The sequence below is a fragment of the Pseudotamlana haliotis genome (genome assembly GCF_008806375.1).
Classification (GTDB): Bacteria; Bacteroidota; Bacteroidia; order Flavobacteriales; family Flavobacteriaceae; genus Pseudotamlana; species Pseudotamlana haliotis.
In genome coordinates, this window is sequence record NZ_WAAT01000032.1 from 74,969 (window position 1) to 90,892 (window position 15,924).

Sequence of the window (15,924 nt, forward strand, 5' to 3'; positions counted from 1 at the left end):
GGATTATGAAAGTAAGTATTTTAGAACCAAAAGAGTATCATAGTTATTATAAAACCTATATTGATAAGGTGCCTGAACACATCAGTCTATTAGAAGGTTTAGAAAAAGGTAACCTAGATGTTATAAGTTTTTTTGAAAGTATTCCAGAAGCTAAACTTAATTATAGTTATGCTGAAGGAAAATGGACGATTAAGGAAGTTTTTCAGCACATGGTTGATACCGAACGCGTTTTATATTACCGTTGTTTTACAATTGCTAGAGGGGATAAATCAGCACTTCCAGGTTTTGAGCAAGATGACTACGTATCTGCTTCTAAAGCAAATGCCAAATCGATTACAGATTTAGTAACGGAATACCTAGCGGTGCGCAATAATACCATTACCTTGATTAAGAGTTTAGATAATTCTGATTTTACATGTATTGGTACCGTAAGTGGAGGGGCCATGTCGGCGAGAGCGACCGCTTTTATTATTGTGGGCCATGAACTGCATCATTTAGAAGTATTGGAACGGCTGTATTTTTAGGCGCGCACCAATTTCTTTTTGCGATTCATCATGGTAAATACGATGAGCGATAAAACACCGAAAATAGAAAAGCCTATAAAAAGCGGCAGTACAGAATCAGTAACATAACCTCCAATATAGTTCGCGATAGGTACAGCCATAACTGTTGAAAGAAATCCGTTAATGGCAGCACCAATCCCTGCAATATGACCAATAGGTTGCATGGCAATGGCTCTTAAATTTCCGAAAAGGAAACCTACAGCGAAAAATTGCAAGGCAAAAAAGCCTAGTAAAATAAAAATACTTGGGTTGTTACCAGACCAAAACAAAATCACATAGAGTACAGACACTACGGCATAAGCAATAGTAGCCAAGTGTGCAATGCGCCACATGCCGTATTTTTCTACCAAACGGCTATTCATAAAGGTCGCTAAGCCTATTGAAATGGCTAAACTTGCAAAAATATAAGGGAACATTTCAGCCAATTGGTATTGCTCTTGAAATATTTGTTGAGCCGTACTTAAATACACCATAAAAGACCCTGTTATAAATCCTGAAACTAGAGTAAAGGCTACGGCTTCTTTTTGTTTGAAAAATTCCTTACTACCATTTACAAAAAGGGCTGCTGAAAATTTAATACGTTTTGCTTTTGGTAGCGTTTCTGGTTGTCTTTGCCAGAACCAAAACATGATAATCACTCCAAAAATAAGATTGAAATAAAAGATAGATTTCCAGCTAAAAAAAGCCATGAGCGCTTGACCTAATGTTGGAGCGACCACTGGGACTAATATGAAAAACATGACAACAATGGACATGATTTTGGCCATATAATCACCTTCATAAGAATCTCGAATCATAGAAAGGGATAAGCTTCGGGGTGACGATAATCCAATACCTTGTAAAATTCGTCCCACAATCATGATTTCAAGACTTTCAGTAGTTACACAAATTACACTGGCCATTATAAATACCGAAAAGCCAACAAAAACTACGGGTTTCCTTCCGAAGCTATCCGATAAAGGCCCAAAAATAAGTTGTCCGAAACCAATCCCTAGAAAAATCATAGTGATAAGCAACTGGTTGTCTCTAGCGTCAATAAGACCTAAATGCTTGCCAATTTCGGGTAAGGCCGGCAGTAATGCATCGATAGATAAAGCTACGATAGACATTAACGAGGCCATTAATGCGACAAACTCAAATTTGAAATGTTGTGATTTTTGCATTTTGCAAAAGTAATTTAATCAAACGGCCTATTTATTAACTTAACGATATATTAAGACAATAATATTATTGCTAAATTTGATGTATTGTAAACGTAATTGATGAATATACAGCCTCTTTTTGACTACATTAGAAATCATGTGACTTTAACTTCAGAAGAGGAAACCTTTTTAGCCTCAAAAGTCAGCTACAGAAAATATTTAAAGGGACAGTTCGTGGTGCAGCAAGGTGATGTTTGTAAGTACGAATCTTTTGTGATTTCTGGTTGCACTAAAACCTATTATGTTGATACGGAAGGACAGGAGCATATCGTTATGTTTTCTGTTGAAGAGTGGTGGACAGCCGATTTGGGTAGTTTTATCACCCAAACGCCTGCCGATTATAATATACAATGTATTGAGAATACAGAACTTATCATGATTTCTAGTGATGATATTGAAGAATTATACATTAAAATCCCTAAATTAGAGCGTTTTTTCAGACGCGTTATTGAACGTGCCTTGGCAGCTTCTCAAAAACGTATTATAAGAAGCTTTAGCATGTCGGCAAAAGATAGATTTCTCTATTTTAGAGAAAAATACCCCCAAATTGAACAGCGTATTCCGCAGTATATGATTGCTTCATATCTAGGGATAACAAAAGAATTTTTAAGTAAAATTAAAAGTCAGATTATCCTCGAGCAGTAAATGTTAGTCTAGATTAACTTTATTTAATAACCTACTTCATTTTTTAACTCTGAGTGGTTTCAGAAATTTGTATAAAATGTATACATTTTAATTGGTTATGAATAAATTGATCGAAAACATTAGTGATATAAACGATTTGATACTTCAAGGTAAAATCTTAGAAGCTTTCGATTTATATTATGATGACAATGTGGTTATTCAAGAAAATAATAAAGAAGGCTGCCTTGGTAAATCGGAAAACAGAAAACAAATAAAGAGATTTGTAGAGGCTATTACCGAATTCCGTTCAGCAAAACCATTACACGTCACTATAGGAGAACGTATTACCATGGTAGAGTGGCAATTTGATTTATTACATAAAACACGAGGTGCTCTAAATATTAAGAAAGTGATTGTTCAAGAATGGCGGAACAATAAAATTATTGGAGAACGCCAATATTTCGGGGCATAAACATTGAAACCACTTATTAAAAACATTAGCAATGAAAAATAGTATTAAAAATCTAGTCTTATTTGTTTTAATAGTGGGCTTGGGCTCTGCCTTTTCACCTTATGCTGGAGAGAAAAAAGAAGTGAATGTTGAAGCCAGTAAAGTGACTTGGAAGGCTTATAAAGTTTTAGGTTCTCATGAAGGTACCATAGCTATACAATCTGGAATGTTGGAGTTTGACAATGACCAACTAACAGGAGGGAAGTTTGTCATGGATATGCCTACTTTAGTGAGTACAGATATGAAAGGTGATTCTAAAGTTAAGCTAGAGAACCATTTAAAATCTGAAGATTTCTTTGAAGTAGAAAAACACCCAACTTCAACCTTGGTTTTTACCGATGTTAAACCTTTAGAAGATCATAACTATCAAGTAACCGGTGATTTAACTATAAAAAATAAAACGAACTCCGTAAGCTTTAACATGATTGTAAAAGACAATAAAGCATCGGCTACCTTAAATCTAGATAGAACGCATTATGGCGTGGAGTATAAAGCTTCAGGTTTCTTTAATAGTATAAAAGAAAGTGCTATTCGCGATGAATTTGAAATTGTAGCCAGTATTGTATTTTAAATAGTATCCACTTCCTAACATTATAGAGGATTATTAGCGTTTTAGGGCACCCAACTCGGGTGCCTTATTACGTTATAAGTTTTTGATAGCGGTTAATAGTCTTATCTTTGTTTTTTATAAAACACTCCAATATGTCATTTAAAAAATACATTGAACCTTTAAGAGATTCTTTAGAAAGCAAAGGTTTTAATGAGCCTTTACCGTTTCAGAAACAAATTTTATCCAAAATTAAAGGGGGAGCTAGTCTGTTTTGTATCGCCCCAAACGGGTCGGGTAAAACCACGAGTATTGTAATTAGTGTGATTCAAAAACTAAAAGGTAAAGCAGTTGGCGATGCACCAAGAGCTTTAATTTTTGTTGAAAATAAACAAGCGGCATTAGATTTAGAACTGGAATTTAACGCATTTCTTCGTGGGACAGATTTACGGGTTTATTGTGCTTATGACGAAAAAAACATCGATCATCAACGTGATGAAATTTATAATGGGGTCGATGTGGTCATTGCAACGCCAAAACGTTTAAATCGTATTTTTTATCTCAATGGCATAAACCTGAACTTACTGCAAATGTTTATTGTTGAGGATGCCGAATTTTTATTCCGAAACCAAAATTTCGCAGAGGTTAACCGTACACCAGAAAGTATAGACCGTTGTCAGTATTTAGTTTTTTCTGATAAATTTGATAGCCGATTTGAGCGTTGGCAAGACAGCTTTATGTTTAATACGCAAACGGTAAAGCTTAAAAAGTAGTGGTTGTTGGTCATATTATCTATGATATTATAAAACCTATGCCATACTTGTAGAGCTTCACTTTTTTAGTTAAATTTATAGATGTCTAAATGAACAGTCATGTTTAAAACATATAAACTTATGAAAAATAATATTTTATCTCTAGGAATTTTTATAGCACTATTAATATTTTCATGTGAAGGTCCAGAAGGCCCTCCTGGTAGAGATGGTGCTCCAGGTTCTGATTTTGTGGGGATTACCTATGAAATTGGAAACATCAATTTTTCATCAAATAAGCTTGATGAACGTTACGTTTTTCCGGAAAGTAATGTAGATGGTGATGCCATATTGGTTTATCGCTTAGAAGATGTTGATAGCGGCCTTGATGTATGGGAGCCTTTACCAACGGCCACTATTTTCTTTAATAATGGTGGGTATTTTCAATACCGATTCAACTACACTTTAGGTGATGTTGATATTATTGCAGAAAGTGATGATATTGATGCTGTAGGTGCTGAATTCACGAAAAATCAAGTTTTTAGAATTGTAGTAATGCCTTCAGATTTGGCTTCTACAATTGATACTAATGATATAAACGCGGTTATGAGTCAGTTGAATATTTCAGAGAATGATATTCAAAATATAAAGTAAAATTCGTTTTTTAAGTAAAAGGCTTTGTCATATTGAGCTTGTCGAAATATCTTGATGTACTCATATTTAAAATGAGGTTTCGACAAGCTCAACCTGACAAACAAATTGTTGAACTACCTTAAACCATCAATCACAAAGGAATATTACCATGTTTACGATCCGGTCGGTCTACTTTTTTATTTTCCAACATAGAGAAGCCTTTTAGTAACTTTCTTCTGGTATCTTTAGGGAGAATAACTTCATCAATAAATCCGCGTTTGGCAGCTTCATAAGGATTGGCAAATTTTTCGGCATATTCGGCTTCTTTTTCGGCTAGTTTGACTTCCGAGTTTTCCGCGGAAGCGATTTCTTTTTTAAATATAATTTCGCTCGCTCCTTTAGCGCCCATAACGGCTATTTCGGCCCCTGGCCAAGCAAAGTTTAAATCGGCACCAATGTGTTTAGAATTCATCACATCATAGGCGCCACCATAAGCTTTTCGAGTAATAACAGTAATTCGAGGTACGGTGGCTTCACTAAGGGCATAGAGTAATTTTGCCCCATGAACAATAATACCGTTCCACTCTTGATAGGTTCCAGGTAAAAACCCCGGAACATCCACCAAAACAAGTAATGGAATATTAAAACAATCACAGAATCGTATAAACCGGGCTGACTTTCTGGAACTTCTGACGCCTAGAACACCAGCGAACGACATGGGTTGATTAGCAACAATCCCGATGCTTCTTCCGCCTAATCTCGCAAAACCAACAATGATACTTTCGGCGTACTCTTTATGGATTTCATAAAAGGAATCGGTGTCAATGATACCATCAATAACGGCATTCATATCATAAGGTTTGTTCGGGTTGTCTGGAACACAATCGGTTAAAACATCTCGGACTTCATCACCCAATTGGTAATCTAGTTTTTTAGGGGTTTCTTTATTGTTCTGCGGAAAGTAGCTGAACAGTTTTTTGATGTCATCTAAGCACTGCACATCGTTAGCCGATTTTTTATGAGCTACGCCAGATTTTGAAGCGTGGGTATGGGCACCGCCAAGTTCTTCGCTGCTCACTTCTTCATTGGTAACCGTTTTTACCACACTAGGCCCTGTTACAAACATATAACTAGAATTTTCAACCATAATGGTGAAATCGGTGATGGCAGGGGAGTACACCGCACCACCAGCACAAGGCCCCATTATTGCAGATATTTGAGGGATGACCCCTGAAGCTTTGACATTCCGATAAAAAATATCGGCGTAGCCACCTAAAGAACGAACACCTTCTTGAATTCGTGCGCCACCAGAATCATTTAAACCAATAATAGGAGCCCCAACTTTAAGGGCTAGTTCTAATATTTTACAAATCTTTTCGGCATGAGTTTCTGATAAGGAGCCACCAAAAACCGTGAAATCTTGGGCATACACATAAACCAATCGGTCTTCAATGGTTCCGTAGCCGGTAACCACACCATCACCGTAATAAATTTGGTCTTCCATGCCAAAATCTGTGGTTCGGTGTGTCACTAAAGCGCCAATTTCCTCAAAAGAAGCAGCGTCTAATAGGTATTCAATGCGCTCTCTTGCAGTTAATTTATTAGAGGCATGTTGTTTATCTATACGTTGTTGTCCGCCTCCCAGTTTTGCAAGGGCATATAGGTCTTTTAATTTATCGGATTTAGAACTCATAGTACGTTTTTTGTGAATTAGGAGTTAGGAAGTCTTAATAGGTTTTGGTCGTCTAAAAACTGTTTAATGGCAATAAGTGCTGCGACTTGAGCTTCTTCTTCTGAATATTTCTGAGGCGCTTCGTTTTTATAATAGTTTTTTACAAAATGGGTGTCGAAATTTCCAGACTTAAAAGCTTCATGCTCGCACACAAATTTTCCGAAGGTTAAGGTGGTTTGAATCCCTTCAACCTGAAAATCGTCTATGGCTTTACGCATGATTTGTATGGCTTCTTCTCGGTTTTCCCCGTAGGTGATGAGTTTAGCCAGCATAGGGTCGTAGTAAATAGGAACTTCCATGCCTTCCACATAGCCGTTGTCCACACGAATGCCTTCGCCCTGAGGTAATTTATAGCGTTCTAAAAGGCCCACACTAGGCAGGAAATCATTTAGAGGGTCTTCAGCATAAACACGTAATTCTAGGGCGTGACCTTTAATTTTTAAATCCGTTTGCTTCAATTGAAGCTTTTCACCACGAGCAATTCTAATTTGAAGCTCAACCAAATCGTAGCCCGAAATTAATTCGGTTACCGGGTGTTCAACTTGAAGTCTGGTATTCATTTCTAAGAAATAGAAATTGAGCTGTTCGTCTAATAAAAACTCAACCGTACCAGCACCTACATAATCACAAGCTTTAGCTACTTTTATGGCAGCGTTCCCCATTTTATCCCTTAAAGTTTCAGTTAAAACGGAAGAAGGTGCTTCTTCAACAACTTTTTGGTGTCTGCGTTGAATACTACATTCGCGCTCAAAAAAATGAAAAATTTGACCGTGAGCATCTGCTACAATCTGAATTTCGATATGTCTTGGCGAGGCTACATATTTTTCAATAAAAACAGAACCGTCTCCAAAAGCAGAAGTGGCTTCGCTAATGGCGCGTTGCATTTGAGATTCTAAATCGGCTTCTTTTTCAACTACACGCATGCCTTTTCCGCCACCACCTGCTGAGGCTTTAATCAAAATAGGAAAGCCGATGTCTTTGGCAATAGCTTTGGCTTTTGAAACATCGGTTATGGCTTCGTCAATGCCTGGAACCATGGGGATGTTATAGGCTTTTACAGCCTTTTTTGCTTCTAGTTTGCTGCCCATAATTTTTATGGAATTTGGTTTCGGACCAACAAAAATCATATTGTTTTGTTCGCATATTTCCGCAAAAGCGGCATTTTCACTCAAGAAACCATAGCCGGGGTGAATGGCATCAACGTTAAGTTTTTTGGCGACTTCAATGATTTTATCAGCTCTTAAATACGATTCGCTTGAAGGCGCTTTGCCAATGCAAACGGCTTCATCGGCCTGTTGAACATGTGGTGCATTTCGGTCGATTTCAGAAAAAACAGCCACCGTTTTAATGCCCATTTTTTTAGCAGTACGTATGACTCTAACAGCAATTTCTCCACGATTGGCAACTAGTAGTTTTTTCATAAAAAAAATGATGTTTAGTGTTTTAAAAGGCTTTCTATAATTAAATTGAAGTAGATTTATTCTGATTCAAATTCAATTAAGAGGTGGCCTTTTTCTACGGCTTCACCTTTTTTAACGGATATAGATTTGATGACACCAGTTCTTGGGGATACAATACTGTTCTCCATTTTCATGGCTTCTAGAATGAGTAAAGGTGTGTTTTCTTGAACGTCTTGACCAACTTTTACTTGAACCTCTAAAATTAAACCTGGCATCGGGGCAATAATTGTGTTTACTTGCTGTGAAACGTGATTGCTTAGCCCCATGTTTTCTATCAGGCAGTCTAAATCATTAGAAATTTGAAGATCGTAATTTGTGCCATTAACATTAATTTGATAGTGTTTGCTATTAAGGTCCCCTGATAATACTTCTACTTTAAAGGATTTGTTTTGTTGCAAAACATGGTAGTGGCCTTTCGAATTTTTAACCAGGTCAAGTTGATTAATGTCACTGGTATTGATATGGAAATCCTCTTGGTTATTAACTTTTACGATGTAAGTTTTATCCATAGTTAAAATGATTGGCTTTATAAATATATGAATTTTATTAACGCATATGATTGATTATAAGGACAATATTTAACTATGATTCCTTTATTGAGGTTATTCAATAAAAAATAAGTAATGGTGAAAATGTAGGTGTTTTTAGTAGGGAATGGCCTTTGGGAAAGGTGATATGCTATCTAAAATTAAAGCCGCTTTTTTATAGCTTCTGAAACAAACTCATAATAGTGCTTATTCGAGGCTATAAAATGAAGATTATTGGCATTGATGTCTGCAATAAGGCCATCAAATTCAGTTAAGGAAATCAATTTTAATGCTTCAACTTCTTCTTCCTGGGGTTTTAATGCTGAAATAGGAACGTTTAATTTAGCTAGAAAAGTGTTGTGAAATTCATTGTCTATTATACCGTTGTCATAAGACTGGAAACAATCAAATACACCAATTTTTTGGAGGTCATTTTCAGAAATGGTTAGGCCTATTTCTTCAAATATTTCTCGAACAGCTGCTTGTTTGATGCTTTCGCCAGCATCAACATGGCCAGCAACTGAAACATCCCATAAAAGCGGACAAATAGCTTTTTTTGCTGAACGTTGCGATAGTAAAACCTCACCGTTTTTGGTATAAAACCAAACGTGAGCGGTGTGGTGATAGAGGCCTTTTTGGTGTATGACAGATTTTAATTCTGAAACCCCTAAAAGTTTTCCGTTTTTATCGGTAATGTCAATCAATTCGTCCATAGTTGTGCAAAAATAAATGCCATTACAAGCATTGAAATTTCAAATTTTGTAATGGCATTTTAGAAATATAAATTATTCAAAATAGCTAAACGTTTCGCCGTCTTTGATATTCAGTAATGTTTCGTAAATTAATTTAATCACGTTTTCCACATCGTCTCTATGCACCATTTCTACTGTGGTATGCATGTAACGTAACGGCAAAGAAATTAAGGCAGAAGCCACGCCACCATTACTATAAGCAAAAGCATCGGTATCTGTTCCTGTAGCTCTAGAAAGCGCCGAACGTTGAAACGGAATCTTTTTAGCTTCAGCAGTATCTGTAATTAAATCTCTTAATTTTTGTTGCACAGCAGGGGCGTAGGCCACAACTGGTCCTTTACCAATTTCTAAATCACCTTGTTTGGTTTTTTCAATCATTGGTGTCGTTGTGTCGTGAGTTACATCGGTAACAATGGCTACGTTTGGTTTGATGGTTTGAGTAATCATTTCCGCACCGCGTAAACCTATTTCCTCTTGTACTGAGTTTGTTATGTACAACCCGAATGGTAAAGTTTTCTTATTTTCTTTTAATAAACGCGCCACTTCAGCAATCATAAAACCGCCCATACGATTATCTAAGGCACGGCAAACAAATTTATTTTCGTTTAGAATGTGAAATTCATCTGGGTATGTGATGACACAGCCCACATGAATACCAAGTTTTTCAACCTCTTCTTTGTCTTTTGCTCCAACATCAATAGTGATATTGTCAGGTTTAGGGGCCTGCTCATTAGATTTGTCTCTAGTGTGAATCGCTGGCCAACCAAAAACGCCTTTTACAATACCATTTTTGGTATGAATATTTACAATTTTACTTGGGGCTATTTGATGGTCACTACCACCGTTTCTAATCACGTAAATTAAACCGTTATCTGAAATATAGTTCACATACCATGAAATTTCATCAGCATGTCCTTCTATAACGACCTTAAATTTTGCATCGGGATTAATAACGCCTACAGCTGTACCATAAGTATCGGTGATAAAGGTATCAACATATGGTTTAAGGTAATCCATCCATATTTTTTGACCAGTCCACTCATAGCCTGTTGGGGCTGCATTGTTTAAATATTTTTCTAGAAAGTCCATTGACTTTTCGTTAAGAATGCTCTTATTTGCCATGTATAAAATTTTTGCACTAAAATAATAATATTAATAGAGACCGTGATGCTTAAAATGATTATTGTCTTCCATATTTTGTTAAAAACAGGTTACAAAAGTGAGATACTGAAAGTGTCATGTAAGACCTGAGTATAAATTCTTTATTTTTACGTGTTAAATGCTCCAATTTAATTGATGAATTTTTTAAAATACATATTGGTTTTATGTCCGTTTTTAGTTTTCGCTCAGATTCCTGAGGTTGAACGAGACACTACAACCATTGAGTATATGATTATTGAAGGCGATTCTGTGCCGAGGCAGTCTATTAATTTAGATGAAGTCGTTTTGTTGCATAAGCTTAAGTTTGGTGATAAAAAAGAGCGCATTCGTTATTTAATTTTAAGACGAAAAACTTTAAAAGTGTACCCTTACGCTAAAATGGCGGCCGAACGTTTAGATTCTATGAATACCCGTTTAGCTTCGTTAAAACGCGAAAGACAAAAGAAACGTTATACTAAAAAAATACAAAAATACATTGAAGGTGAGTTTTCAGATGAATTGAAAAAATTAACCCGAACTGAGGGGCAGATTTTAGTAAAATTGATTCACAGACAAACAGGAACTACTGCTTTCGATTTGGTAAAGGAACTGCGTAGCGGTTGGCGTGCCTTTTGGTACAACACAACGGCAAGCATGTTTGATATTTCTTTAAAACGTGAGTTTGACCCAGTAAATGTTAAGGAAGATTATCTTATTGAAGATATTTTACAACGGGCTTTCCAAAATGGATTATTAGAACCGCAACCACCAGCTATAAAATTTAATTTTTACGATTTAACCGATAAGTGGATTTATCAAAATACACCTGAGTAAATGCGTATTCAAACCCCGTTGGAAGAAAAATTAAATGCCTTTTCCCACGGATTAGGTGTAATTCTTGGCGTGGTAGCCCTATACCTTTTAGTGGTTTATAATTCAGAAAAAAGTGATTGGAGTTTGTTTAGTGTGGTAGTTTATGCGCTTTCAATAATTATTCTCTTTAGCGCCTCAACCTTTTACCATGCGACTACAAATGATAAGCGTAAGCATTATTTTAGGATTATAGACCATATTAGTATTTACCTGTTAATCGCTGGAACGTATACGCCGGTTTGTTTAATTGCCCTTCAGGATAGCTTAGGTTGGCCACTTTTTTACACAGTTTGGAGCATTGCAATTTTAGGGGCTATTTTGAAATTATTTTTCACCGGACGCTTTGAAGTGGTTTCAACTTTGTTGTATTTGGTAATGGGCTGGCTCATTGTTTTTGATATTTCAAACCTATCAAACCAAATAGGAAGTCAAGGTATGTGGTTTTTGGCAGCAGGCGGTTCGGCATATAGTCTAGGTATTATTTTTTACGCCATTCAAAAAATACCTTATAATCATGTGATTTGGCATCTTTTTGTGTTAACAGGTGCTGTTTGTCATTTTTTAATGATTTTTAATTATGTGATCTAATCGCGTACTTTTAGTTATGATAACATTTCGTATAGCAGAAACACCTTCAGAGTTTAAAACCATTGCATCCTTAGCGGAAGTTGTTTGGCGTGAACATTATATTCCTATTGTTGGTAAAGCCCAAGTGGATTATATGCTTGAAAAGTTTCAGTCTTCGGAAGCCATAAAGAATCAGGTTGAAAGTGATTTTCTTTATTATTTGGTGAGTTACAACAATAAACCAGTAGGTTATTTTGCTATTATGAAGGAAGCTGAAGCCTTATTTTTAAGTAAGTTTTATATACTTAGTGATTTTAGAGGGAGGGGTATAGGGAAAAAAGCGATGCGTCTTATAGAAGCTAAAGCTCTAGAATTTCAATTGAATAAGATACGACTCACGGTAAATATTCATAATACAAATGCCATTAAAGCTTATGAGAAATTAGGGTTTAAAACACTTGGGCCGCTTGTAGCTGATATTGGAAATGGTTTTGTGATGGATGACTATGAGATGGTATTTGGAGTTAAAAATTAAAAATTAAAAATGAACAATTTAACCACTCTAATATCGGTTAAACGATTAAACAAATAAACATGTCTCCCAAATAATCAATAATAATTAAACAATAATAAATTCCAACGTCGGTTAAACGATTCAACGAATAAACAAACATAATAGCCATAAAAAAAACAGCCTAGAAATAAATTCCAGGCTGTTTAATAAAATGTTTGATAGGTTTCGAGAATTAATTTTCAGTGAATTGATGGTTTCACATCAGGTTCACATTGGGAAACCGAAATTAACTGTCTATCGATCCCATAACACGCTTCATAAAGCCGTTTAAAGCTTCTTTTTTCGGCGTGCCTTCCTTGATCAATTTGTTAACTTCAACGGCTCCGTACATGTTAGAAATAAGCTCGCCAATAACATCCAATTCTTCGTCTTTTAAAGAAGGTACTTCGGTTAAAGCTTCTAGCGTTTCGATGGTTTCAATTACGAAATCCTCGTCGTTCTCCTCAATAAATTGAGTAAGATGTTTAATTACTGGTAACTTCATCGACTAATTCTTTTAAAACGTCAAACTTGTTGGTTTGAACTTGGTTTAAAAATGCTCCATTTTTGAAAGTGGCAAAAGTTGGTAAATTATCCACATTTGCTAATTTTCTTGATTCTGGAAATTTTTCAGCATCGGCAATTACAAAAGAAACGTTTTCGTTCTCTGTTGCTAATTTCTTGAATTTAGGTTTCATAATACGACAGTTTCCACACCAAGTGGCAGAATATTGCACGATTACCGTTTCATTGTTTGAAACTAATTCCCCTAAATTGTCTTTGTCTAATTCTTGAACCATAAGTATTGTATTATTAGTGAGAAGCTAAATATTCAGCAGTACCTTTAGCGTTAGCTTGCATGGCATCTTTTCCTTCTTCCCAGTTTGCAGGACAAACTTCACCTTTTTCTTGAACGTGAGTTAAGGCATCAACTAAACGAATGTACTCTCCAACATTTCTTCCTAATGGCATGTTGTTAATACTTTCGTGTTGTACCACACCGTCTTCATCAATGATGTAAGTCGCTCTATATGTTACGTTATCACCTTCAACTTGTACAGTTCCTGTAGCTTCGTCAAAAGTTTCGTTTGTAATATCTAAAATTCCTAAAATGCTAGAAAGGTTACGGTTGCTATCAGCAAGGATTGGGTAAGTTACACCTTCAATTCCACCGTTATCTTTTGAAGCGCTTAACCATGCAAAGTGTACCTCAGGTGTATCACAAGAAGCACCAATAACTATAGTGTTACGTTTTTCAAATTCTGGTAAAGCTGCTTGAAAAGCATGTAATTCTGTTGGACAAACAAAAGTGAAATCTTTTGGGTACCAAAATAAAACTACTTTTTTCTTGTTGTTTTTTGCTTCTTCTAAAACGTTTACTTTAAAAGTATCACCCATTTCATTCATGGCGTCTACGTTTAAATCTGGGAATGTTTTTCCTACTAATGACATATTTTTCTATTTAATTGTTAAGTGATTTTCTAATGCAAATTTAGCATAGTAATTAGGTTTTTTAGGAAAATAAAATCCTAAAAATTTATTAAACTATAGATTTTAACTATAGTTTGTTTTAAAATATATAGTTTTCAGTTATTTAGAGGAAAGTTGCTTAATTTTAATGTTTAAAGCCGCAAATAAAAGTGTGGTAAACGGACTCAGCCAATTGAAAATAGCAAACATAAAATATTCACCAATACCTACGCCTAAAACTCCAGATTGGTAGGCACCACAGGTGTTCCAAGGAATTAATACTGAAGTTACGGTACCAGAATCTTCTAAAGTTCGACTTAAATTTTCTGGAGCGAGCTTTTTGTCTTCGAAAGCTTGTTTGAACATTTTACCAGGAATCACAATGGCCAAATACTGGTCTGAAGCAATCACGTTCAAGCCCAAACAGCTAATTACGGTGCTTGCAAATAATCCGAATACCGAAGAAGCTACCGACAATAAAGCTTTAGTAATTCGCGCCAAAGCGCCAATACCATCCATAACGCCACCAAAAATCATGGCGCAAATAATCAAACATATGGTCCACAGCATGCCTTTCATACCACCAGAAGCAAAAAGTTCATTTAATTTTTCGTTTTCAGTAGTGATTTGAATATCGGTTAGAATGGAAGTGATGATCGTGGAAATTTTAGAATCGCCTAAATCATTTAAAACATGCGATTGAAAAACAAAAGCAAAAATAGCGGCAAGTAATACGCCAGTTAATAAAGCAACCAATGGTTTTGTTTTAAGTAAAATAAGACCCACGACAACCACAGGTACAGCAAAAAGCCAAGGTGTGATGTTGAAGGTGGTTTTTATGGTGTTTAGTAAATCACTCACATCAGCGTTTCCGGTGGTTTGTGTTGTTGCACTTAAAATACCGAAAACAATTAGGGTGATGACAATTGTTGGAATCGTGGTAATGGCCATATACCTGATGTGCGTAAACAAATCGGTGCCCGCCATAGCAGGAGCGAGGTTGGTGGTATCACTTAGGGGGGACATTTTATCTCCAAAATAAGCACCTGAAATTACGGCACCAGCAATCATACCAGGATTGATGCCTAAAGCGGTACCAATGCCGACTAAAGCAATACCCACGGTTGCCGAAGTAGTCCATGAACTCCCCGTAGCAATTGAAATGACAGCCGCAATGACCACCGAAGCCGGTAAAAAAATAGCAGGGCTTAACACCTGTAAACCGTAATACACCATAGCTGGAATCACCCCGCTAATGAGCCAAGTACCAGCTAGTGCACCCACTAAAAACAGAATCATAATAGGAACAAATACACTTTTTAGGTTTTCCCAAATTTCTTGCAGCATGCGTTTAAAAGTGACTTTATTGAAAAATCCCACTAAAGCAGCCACAAAGGCTCCAATTAAAAGAATGTATTGGTTGGAATAGGCTCCAAACATTTCGCCTTCGGCAAAAAAGATGTTATAAGCGAGAAAACTCATTAAAACCACCACAGGAATTAAAGCTTCAGTGAAATTAAGGGCTTTATTGTCTATAATATGTTGCCCATCGGCATTAATTTCAGAAATGTTTTTGTCGTCCTTCATAGAGTGATTTTAGCACCGTAATGTTACGATTTTCGTAGAAGTTACACAAGTTTCAAGAATTTGGTTTCAAGTTTTAAGTTTCTTGTTTCAGGTTGAGTCGTTTTTAGGAAAGGATGATACGTTTTGTGTTAGAATCGTTAAAAGGCTAAATAAATCAACAATTAAGCTTAGATAAAAGATACTTCTGTTTCCGAATTAAAAAATCAAAAAGGAAAAATGTCACGTTGTCCATTATGGTTTTCAGGTTTTAATAGTGTGTACGATCATCCATTCTAAGTCGGTTAAACGACAATTGGAGCAAGTATATACAAAAAGCCGTCTTATTCGGCTTCAAAAAAGTATGATGGAAGCAAAAACTCGAATTAACAAGGCTCTTCTTTTCGTTAGGAACTCTTAATTGAACTTCCCTAAATAATGTTGACCGTTTTTAATAT

General features: G+C 36.0%; 19 protein-coding genes. 9 read left to right on the forward strand and 10 right to left on the reverse strand.

Annotated elements, in window-relative coordinates; all coding sequences use genetic code 11:
• Positions 1–5 precede the first annotated feature (5 nt).
• A complete protein-coding gene (locus F6U93_RS06085) occupies positions 6–524 on the forward strand; it encodes a DinB family protein (protein ID WP_150937873.1) in 519 nt (172 codons plus the stop codon).
• Here the strand turns inward: F6U93_RS06085 and F6U93_RS06090 are convergent.
• Positions 521–1,726 carry a multidrug effflux MFS transporter gene (locus F6U93_RS06090; RefSeq protein WP_150937875.1) on the reverse strand — a complete coding sequence of 402 codons (1,206 nt, stop codon included), beginning with the start codon at positions 1,724–1,726 and terminating at the stop codon, positions 521–523. The genes F6U93_RS06085 and F6U93_RS06090 overlap by 4 nt on opposite strands.
• 99 nt (positions 1,727–1,825) lie before the next feature.
• Between F6U93_RS06090 and F6U93_RS06095 the strand changes: the two genes are divergently transcribed.
• From F6U93_RS06095 to F6U93_RS06115, 5 genes are all read left to right on the forward strand, one after another.
• Positions 1,826–2,410 carry a Crp/Fnr family transcriptional regulator gene (locus F6U93_RS06095; protein WP_150937877.1) on the forward strand — a complete coding sequence of 195 codons (585 nt, stop codon included), beginning with the start codon at positions 1,826–1,828 and terminating at the stop codon, positions 2,408–2,410.
• Positions 2,411–2,507: 97 nt separating this feature from the next.
• On the forward strand, positions 2,508–2,861 hold the full coding sequence (locus F6U93_RS06100) for a SnoaL-like domain-containing protein (RefSeq protein ID WP_150937879.1): 354 nt from the start codon (positions 2,508–2,510) through the stop codon (positions 2,859–2,861).
• Between the two features lie 31 nt (positions 2,862–2,892).
• A complete protein-coding gene (locus F6U93_RS06105; RefSeq protein WP_150937881.1) occupies positions 2,893–3,471 on the forward strand; it encodes a YceI family protein in 579 nt (192 codons plus the stop codon).
• A gap of 131 nt (positions 3,472–3,602) precedes the next feature.
• The gene (locus F6U93_RS06110) at positions 3,603–4,220 is read left to right on the forward strand and encodes a DEAD/DEAH box helicase (protein WP_150937883.1); all 618 of its coding nucleotides are present in this window, start codon (positions 3,603–3,605) and stop codon (positions 4,218–4,220) included.
• Between the two features lie 120 nt (positions 4,221–4,340).
• On the forward strand, positions 4,341–4,850 hold the full coding sequence (locus F6U93_RS06115) for a hypothetical protein (protein WP_150937885.1): 510 nt from the start codon (positions 4,341–4,343) through the stop codon (positions 4,848–4,850).
• Between the two features lie 130 nt (positions 4,851–4,980).
• Here F6U93_RS06115 and F6U93_RS06120 read toward each other — a convergent pair whose 3' ends face one another.
• From F6U93_RS06120 to F6U93_RS06140, 5 genes are all read right to left on the reverse strand, one after another.
• A complete protein-coding gene (locus F6U93_RS06120; protein ID WP_150937887.1) occupies positions 4,981–6,522 on the reverse strand; it encodes an acyl-CoA carboxylase subunit beta in 1,542 nt (513 codons plus the stop codon).
• Between the two features lie 17 nt (positions 6,523–6,539).
• A complete protein-coding gene (gene accC / locus F6U93_RS06125; RefSeq protein ID WP_150937889.1) occupies positions 6,540–7,982 on the reverse strand; it encodes an acetyl-CoA carboxylase biotin carboxylase subunit in 1,443 nt (480 codons plus the stop codon).
• A 56-nt stretch (positions 7,983–8,038) separates the two neighbouring features.
• Positions 8,039–8,530, reverse strand: a complete 492-nt coding sequence (locus F6U93_RS06130) for an acetyl-CoA carboxylase biotin carboxyl carrier protein subunit (protein ID WP_150937891.1) — start codon at positions 8,528–8,530, stop codon at positions 8,039–8,041.
• A gap of 179 nt (positions 8,531–8,709) precedes the next feature.
• On the reverse strand, positions 8,710–9,261 hold the full coding sequence (locus tag F6U93_RS06135) for an NUDIX hydrolase (RefSeq protein WP_150937893.1): 552 nt from the start codon (positions 9,259–9,261) through the stop codon (positions 8,710–8,712).
• Positions 9,262–9,333: 72 nt separating this feature from the next.
• Positions 9,334–10,422, reverse strand: a complete 1,089-nt coding sequence (locus F6U93_RS06140) for a M42 family metallopeptidase (protein ID WP_150937895.1) — start codon at positions 10,420–10,422, stop codon at positions 9,334–9,336.
• A gap of 174 nt (positions 10,423–10,596) precedes the next feature.
• On the opposite strand from F6U93_RS06140, the gene F6U93_RS06145 reads away from it, so the two are divergent.
• The 3 genes from F6U93_RS06145 to F6U93_RS06155 are packed head-to-tail and all read left to right on the forward strand — an operon-like array spanning position 10,597 to position 12,415.
• Entirely contained in the window at positions 10,597–11,274 is a 678-nt protein-coding gene (locus F6U93_RS06145) for a DUF4294 domain-containing protein (protein WP_150937897.1), read from the forward strand.
• Positions 11,275–11,901 (forward strand): PAQR family membrane homeostasis protein TrhA, encoded by a 627-nt coding sequence (gene trhA / locus F6U93_RS06150; protein ID WP_150937899.1) that lies wholly within the window; start codon positions 11,275–11,277, stop codon positions 11,899–11,901.
• Between the two features lie 16 nt (positions 11,902–11,917).
• The gene (locus F6U93_RS06155; RefSeq protein ID WP_150937901.1) at positions 11,918–12,415 is read left to right on the forward strand and encodes a GNAT family N-acetyltransferase; all 498 of its coding nucleotides are present in this window, start codon (positions 11,918–11,920) and stop codon (positions 12,413–12,415) included.
• A gap of 265 nt (positions 12,416–12,680) precedes the next feature.
• Here the strand turns inward: F6U93_RS06155 and F6U93_RS06160 are convergent, their stop codons facing one another.
• The 4 genes from F6U93_RS06160 to nhaC all read right to left on the reverse strand — a co-directional run bounded on the left by F6U93_RS06160 (position 12,681) and on the right by nhaC (position 15,490).
• Positions 12,681–12,938 (reverse strand): DUF6952 family protein, encoded by a 258-nt coding sequence (locus F6U93_RS06160; RefSeq protein WP_150937903.1) that lies wholly within the window; start codon positions 12,936–12,938, stop codon positions 12,681–12,683.
• A complete protein-coding gene (locus tag F6U93_RS06165; protein ID WP_150937906.1) occupies positions 12,919–13,233 on the reverse strand; it encodes a thioredoxin family protein in 315 nt (104 codons plus the stop codon). Before F6U93_RS06165 ends, F6U93_RS06160 begins: the two co-directional genes overlap by 20 nt.
• 13 nt (positions 13,234–13,246) lie before the next feature.
• Positions 13,247–13,885, reverse strand: coding sequence for a peroxiredoxin (locus tag F6U93_RS06170; protein WP_150937908.1), 639 nt, complete (start codon positions 13,883–13,885; stop codon positions 13,247–13,249).
• Positions 13,886–14,023: 138 nt separating this feature from the next.
• Positions 14,024–15,490: a Na+/H+ antiporter NhaC gene (nhaC, locus tag F6U93_RS06175; protein ID WP_150937910.1), complete on the reverse strand. Its 1,467-nt coding sequence runs from the start codon at positions 15,488–15,490 to the stop codon at positions 14,024–14,026.
• Between the last annotated feature and the right edge of the window lie 434 nt (positions 15,491–15,924).

Coding starts and splice junctions, on each gene's coding strand:
- F6U93_RS06085 (WP_150937873.1), top strand. CDS start 6: ATGAAAGTAAGTATTTTAGAACCAAAAGAGTATCATAGTTATTATAAA.
- F6U93_RS06090 (WP_150937875.1), bottom strand. CDS start 1,726: ATGCAAAAATCACAACATTTCAAATTTGAGTTTGTCGCATTAATGGCC.
- F6U93_RS06095 (WP_150937877.1), top strand. CDS start 1,826: ATGAATATACAGCCTCTTTTTGACTACATTAGAAATCATGTGACTTTA.
- F6U93_RS06100 (WP_150937879.1), top strand. CDS start 2,508: ATGAATAAATTGATCGAAAACATTAGTGATATAAACGATTTGATACTT.
- F6U93_RS06105 (WP_150937881.1), top strand. CDS start 2,893: ATGAAAAATAGTATTAAAAATCTAGTCTTATTTGTTTTAATAGTGGGC.
- F6U93_RS06110 (WP_150937883.1), top strand. CDS start 3,603: ATGTCATTTAAAAAATACATTGAACCTTTAAGAGATTCTTTAGAAAGC.
- F6U93_RS06115 (WP_150937885.1), top strand. CDS start 4,341: ATGAAAAATAATATTTTATCTCTAGGAATTTTTATAGCACTATTAATA.
- F6U93_RS06120 (WP_150937887.1), bottom strand. CDS start 6,522: ATGAGTTCTAAATCCGATAAATTAAAAGACCTATATGCCCTTGCAAAA.
- accC (WP_150937889.1), bottom strand. CDS start 7,982: ATGAAAAAACTACTAGTTGCCAATCGTGGAGAAATTGCTGTTAGAGTC.
- F6U93_RS06130 (WP_150937891.1), bottom strand. CDS start 8,530: ATGGATAAAACTTACATCGTAAAAGTTAATAACCAAGAGGATTTCCAT.
- F6U93_RS06135 (WP_150937893.1), bottom strand. CDS start 9,261: ATGGACGAATTGATTGACATTACCGATAAAAACGGAAAACTTTTAGGG.
- F6U93_RS06140 (WP_150937895.1), bottom strand. CDS start 10,422: ATGGCAAATAAGAGCATTCTTAACGAAAAGTCAATGGACTTTCTAGAA.
- F6U93_RS06145 (WP_150937897.1), top strand. CDS start 10,597: ATGAATTTTTTAAAATACATATTGGTTTTATGTCCGTTTTTAGTTTTC.
- trhA (WP_150937899.1), top strand. CDS start 11,275: ATGCGTATTCAAACCCCGTTGGAAGAAAAATTAAATGCCTTTTCCCAC.
- F6U93_RS06155 (WP_150937901.1), top strand. CDS start 11,918: ATGATAACATTTCGTATAGCAGAAACACCTTCAGAGTTTAAAACCATT.
- F6U93_RS06160 (WP_150937903.1), bottom strand. CDS start 12,938: ATGAAGTTACCAGTAATTAAACATCTTACTCAATTTATTGAGGAGAAC.
- F6U93_RS06165 (WP_150937906.1), bottom strand. CDS start 13,233: ATGGTTCAAGAATTAGACAAAGACAATTTAGGGGAATTAGTTTCAAAC.
- F6U93_RS06170 (WP_150937908.1), bottom strand. CDS start 13,885: ATGTCATTAGTAGGAAAAACATTCCCAGATTTAAACGTAGACGCCATG.
- nhaC (WP_150937910.1), bottom strand. CDS start 15,490: ATGAAGGACGACAAAAACATTTCTGAAATTAATGCCGATGGGCAACAT.